General features: G+C 55.4%; 8 protein-coding genes. All 8 read left to right on the top strand.

What is annotated here, in order from left to right; translation table 11 throughout:
- Positions 1-502 (top strand): tRNA (guanine(37)-N(1))-methyltransferase (locus L0H14_RS11735; RefSeq protein WP_301421914.1); only part of this gene is annotated, 502 nt, incomplete at its 5' end.
- Between the two features lie 167 nt (positions 503-669).
- Positions 670-1014: a 50S ribosomal protein L19 gene (gene rplS, locus L0H14_RS11740; RefSeq protein ID WP_301421915.1), complete on the top strand. Its 345-nt coding sequence runs from the start codon at positions 670-672 to the stop codon at positions 1012-1014.
- Between the two features lie 14 nt (positions 1015-1028).
- A complete protein-coding gene (gene lepB, locus L0H14_RS11745; RefSeq protein WP_301421916.1) occupies positions 1029-1679 on the top strand; it encodes a signal peptidase I in 651 nt (216 codons plus the stop codon).
- Complete coding sequence (gene lepB, locus L0H14_RS11750; protein WP_301421917.1) at positions 1676-2371, top strand: signal peptidase I; 696 nt, start codon at positions 1676-1678, stop codon at positions 2369-2371. Before lepB (L0H14_RS11745) ends, lepB (L0H14_RS11750) begins: the two co-directional genes overlap by 4 nt.
- On the top strand, positions 2371-3051 hold the full coding sequence (locus L0H14_RS11755) for a ribonuclease HII (protein WP_301419608.1): 681 nt from the start codon (positions 2371-2373) through the stop codon (positions 3049-3051). Before lepB (L0H14_RS11750) ends, L0H14_RS11755 begins: the two co-directional genes overlap by 1 nt.
- A gap of 42 nt (positions 3052-3093) precedes the next feature.
- Positions 3094-3438 (top strand): DUF2469 family protein, encoded by a 345-nt coding sequence (locus L0H14_RS11760; RefSeq protein ID WP_301419607.1) that lies wholly within the window; start codon positions 3094-3096, stop codon positions 3436-3438.
- 112 nt (positions 3439-3550) lie between these two features.
- Positions 3551-3931, top strand: a complete 381-nt coding sequence (locus L0H14_RS11765) for a YraN family protein (RefSeq protein ID WP_301419606.1) — start codon at positions 3551-3553, stop codon at positions 3929-3931.
- Positions 3931-4632: magnesium chelatase domain-containing protein (locus L0H14_RS11770; protein WP_301421918.1), on the top strand; the 702-nt coding region annotated here is incomplete at its 3' end. The genes L0H14_RS11765 and L0H14_RS11770, both read left to right, overlap by 1 nt.

A 4632-nucleotide genomic window follows, 5' to 3' on the forward strand; every position in this document is an offset into this window, starting at 1 on the left:
CGAAGATATTCTTGGTGAAACTCCTGTTGAGAAGCCTTTGCTGATTGTTCCGACCCCTTCCGGGGAAGTGTTCAGCCAGCCAGCTGCGTATGAACTAGCTGAGTCGAAGCATCTTATCTTTGCCTGCGGCCGCTATGAAGGTATCGATGAGCGCATGTTCCATTGGGCACGTGAACGTTTTGACGTGCGCTTGATGTCGCTGGGCGATTATGTGCTCAACGGTGGGGAAGTTGCAGCTTTGGCGATGATTGAGGCGGTTGGCCGTCTGGTCCCAGGCGTTGTTGGTAACCCAGAGTCGCTGGTTGAGGAATCTCACAGTGACGATGGCCTACTGGAATATCCTGTCTACACGAAGCCATCGTCCTGGCGGGAGTATGAGGTGCCGGAGATCCTGCTGTCTGGCGACCACGCAAAGATTGCCGCGTGGCGTAAGGAGCAGCAAGCTGAGCGTACGCGTTCACGTCGGCCAGATTTATGGACAAAGCACCAAAATATGGCATAATGGCCAGTTGTGTCTATCGGGTGTGCGATCTGCCGTAGGGGGTCGTTGCACCAACGTTGGGCACCGGGGAGGTAACTTCATGTTGCACCTCGAAATCTACAACCGCAAGCCGTCGAGCTTGCTGATGTATGTGGGCGACCTGCGGCGATCCACTAGGAGCAGACTCCATGAATCTTATTGAGCAGCTGAATCAGAAGACCGTGCGTGACGATGTCCCAGACTTTCGTCCTGGTGACACCGTTGCAGTTCACGTGAACATTGTTGAAGGTAAAACTCAGCGTATTCAGGTTTTCGAAGGCTACGTCTTGGCCCGTCAGGGTACCGGCGTTTCCGAAACCTTTACCGTTCGCAAGACTTCCTTCGGTGTAGGCATTGAACGTCAGTTCCCAGTGCACTCACCTATTATTGACAAACTCGAGGTCAAAAAACGCGGCCAGGTTCGCCGTGCCAAGCTCTACTACATGCGCGAGCGTAGTGGTAAGGCTGCACGTATTCCGGAAAAGCGTAACTAACTGCTAACGCAGTCATGACGAAATCGTCATCACAACAGCGGGCCGGGCATTCTTCTCAGAGCGCCCGGCCCGCTGTTGGTTTTAACCGATGGTTGCTGCTGAGTCTGATATTGGTCGTCATGGCCGTGGCTGCTGTTTTCGGGCTGCGGGCCTACCACCTGAATACCTATACCATCCCATCGGCATCTATGCTGCCCGGTTTGCAAATAGGGGATCGCATTGAAATCGACCCCGACGCGTATCAAGAAACGGACCCACAGCACGGTGACGTTGTGGTGTTTGATGGTGCCGGTAGCTTCACCCCGTATGAGTCAGAGACCACAGCGAAACGTGTTCGCGATGCAGCGCTGGGCCTGGTTGGCATTACTCCGCAACAAAATGCCGTGGTGAAGCGGATTATCGGTATCGAAGGCGATACCGTGGAGTGCTGCGATGAAGCGGGACGATTGGTCGTCAACGGAGACGCGGTCGAAGAACCGTATTTGGCCGAACCTGTCCGCCCGGCGTCATCGAGCCCCTTCAAAGTAGAAGTCCCCCAGAATAGGGTCTTTCTGCTGGGAGACAACCGCTATGACTCCATCGACTCACGGTCGCTGTTTGGGGCTCCGGGCGGGGGTATGATTCAGATGGATAAGATTTATGGACCGGTGAAAGCAATACGATGACAGTAGAAAATACAGGCCGCAGACCCAGGAAACGCCGCGGCGGTTTCTTGGGCGGGATGAAAGAAATCCTGCTCATCCTTGCGATCGCCATTGTGGTGTCGTTTGTGATCAGGACCTTCTTCTTTCGAGCTTTTTTGATCCCATCTGGCTCGATGGAAAATACGCTGCAGGTCAACGACCGTATCTTCGTGAATCTCATCATTGATTCAGAAGAGCAGCTCGAGCGTGGCGATGTGATTGTATTCGAAGACCACCAGGGTTGGTTGCCACCGTCTGAAACAGATCCCAATCCCTTGTTGCAAGCCCTAGAATTTGTTGGACTGTACCCGTCGACCTCCGAGCAGCACTTGGTGAAACGTATTATCGGTATGCCGGGAGATCACGTGACGGTCGATCCAGAGTCGCGTCAGCTGGTAGTCAACGGCGAAGCCATTGACGAACCATACCTTGCGCCAGGTAGCACTGCCTCGGACATTGATTTTGAAGTGACCGTGCCCGACGGACAGCTGTGGATGATGGGCGACCACCGCGATGCATCGGGTGACTCACGTGCTCACATGGATGGTCCGAATGATGGTTTCGTCAACATCGATCACGTGGTGGGGCGCGCAGAAGTCGTTGCCTGGCCGCTTGATCGCTGGGGCAGTGCAGGGTCTGATGGTGAACCTTTTGAAGAGGTACCCGAACCCTAATGCAAGCACCTGATCTTTCGCTTGAATCGCAGCTTGCACTGTCCTGCGGTGGGACTCTTATTGCCGGCATGGACGAAGTCGGCCGGGGCGCACTGGCCGGGCCTGTTGCCGTGGGCGTTGCCGCCGTTGATATCGCAGTGGCTGTGCCTCTAGAGGGTCTCAGAGACTCGAAGAAACTCACAGCACGCCAGCGCGAACGTCTGACTTTGGCGATTCCCGCATGGGCTGCCACAGCCGTGGGCTTTGCTTCGGCCGAAGAGATCGACACCTATGGTCTTTCTGCAGCTCTTGGACTGGCTGGTAGACGAGCCTGGCACGAGTTGGTTTCCGTCTCGGGAGCGGTTCCTCACGGAGTGGTGTTGGATGGCAACTCACAGTGGTTGCTGGCGGCTCCTGGAGCATTATGTGAGCAGCTTTCGCCGATGGAAGCGCAGACTGTTCTGCAGACGAAAGCCGACGCGCTGTGTGCGACTGTGTCTGCCGCAGCTATCACTGCCAAAGTGGCACGCGATGCACTCATGGTTGATTTAGCGCAGCAATACCCCGACTATGGCTGGGATCGCAATAAGGGCTACGGTTCCGCAACTCATCGTGAATCGTTATCGACCCTGGGTGTGACCGAATATCATCGTCGCTCATGGAACCTTGTACCACAGCAGCTGCAACCTCGTTTGTTGTAACCGATGTCCTGTCCGCGAGCCGAACCAACTACGATGTGAGGCATGACTGATCGCGATGATGAGTTAGCCCAGTATGCGGCTGACCAAGAATTAAACCTGTACCGAGAGTACCGGGACGTGGTCGGACTATTTCGATACATCGTAGAGACAGACCGTCGGTTCTACTTAGCGAATTCTGTTGAGGTGGTAACGCATGATGAGACCGGGGATACGTACTTCGAACTTCTGTTAGAAGACGCCTGGGTCTGGGATGTCTTTCGCTCTTCACGGTTCATTCAGCGAGCGCGAATTCTGAGTTTTCGGGATATCAACATCGAAGAGCTGCCAGACCGTGAAGACCCAGATATGCCGGCAGACGGTCCACACGTGCCGCCGCTGTCTGACTAACCAGCGTGTCTTTCGGCAGGTCGCGTTTCACGTAGGGGTTATCCACATTGAGCCAGGAACGTCTCCACTGAGACGGCATATTCGGTAAGACTATCGGTGGAGGTGAGGCCACATGACAATCAACCCCTCACAAAGTAGCTCGCAGGCACTGGGAACGTATGGCGAAGACGCTGCCATCGATGCCTTAGCAGCCGCTGGTTACCAGATCCTTGAACGTAACTGGCAGGCCGATGCTGGTGAAGTGGATGTAATTGCCTATCACCGGCATCATTTAGTGGCGATAGAAATCAAAACCCGTTCGGGCACGGGCTTTGGTGATCCAGTCGGGTCCGTCACACCAACACAACTGCGTCGGGTACAGAGAGGCCTGCTGCACTTCAAGCAATCTGTTTACCCAAAGTATGCGCACACGCCTATACGCGTAGATATAGTCGGCGTGCTCGTGGATAGCCACGGAGATGTCTCGGCCGAGTTACTGCAGGATGTGTCCTAATGGAGCCATCACAACAGGCCCCGGTTACTCTCAACGTCAAGTCGGCCACCAGGATTGGTAGAAGCTACAGTGTGGCTCTTACCGGCATGAAAGGGCAGATGGTCACCGTAGAGGCGGACATCGGCAATGCCCTGCCTGGCTTCACCCTGCTGGGATTACCCGACCAATCCTTGCAAGAGGCTAAGGATCGGATCCGTGCGGCAGCACGAAACTCTGGACTGGACCTCACCCGCCGGCATCTTACCGTCAACCTGACGCCAGCCTCGATTCATAAACGTGGATCGGTCTTCGACTTAGCCATCATGATGGCTGCCTGGGGTGCAGACTATGCAGTTCGGGCAGAGACCGGTCCGGTCTTCCTCGCAGCGCTCGGGCTGGATGGATCCCTCCAATCAGCGCCCGGGATACTTCCAGCAGTTATGGCAGCGGTGGACGCCGGCTATACAGATATTGTCGTGGCGAAGTCATCCGAGGTCGAAGCCCAATTGGTTCCAGGTGCAACCGTGCGCGCTTACCAGCACCTGGCCGAAGTGGCCCACGATTTCGGTGCACCGATAGAACCAGCGCCATATTCAGGAGCTGCGGCACGTCCTGTGGTCAAAGAGCACACAGCAGGACCGTCGCTCGACTTAGCTGAGATCCAGGGTCAGCATGAAGCTCGCTGGGCTTTAGAGATTGCTGCAGCAGGTGGACACAATTTG

The sequence above is a fragment of the Yaniella sp. genome, assembly GCF_030453185.1.
Taxonomy (GTDB): Bacteria; Actinomycetota; Actinomycetes; order Actinomycetales; family Micrococcaceae; genus Yaniella.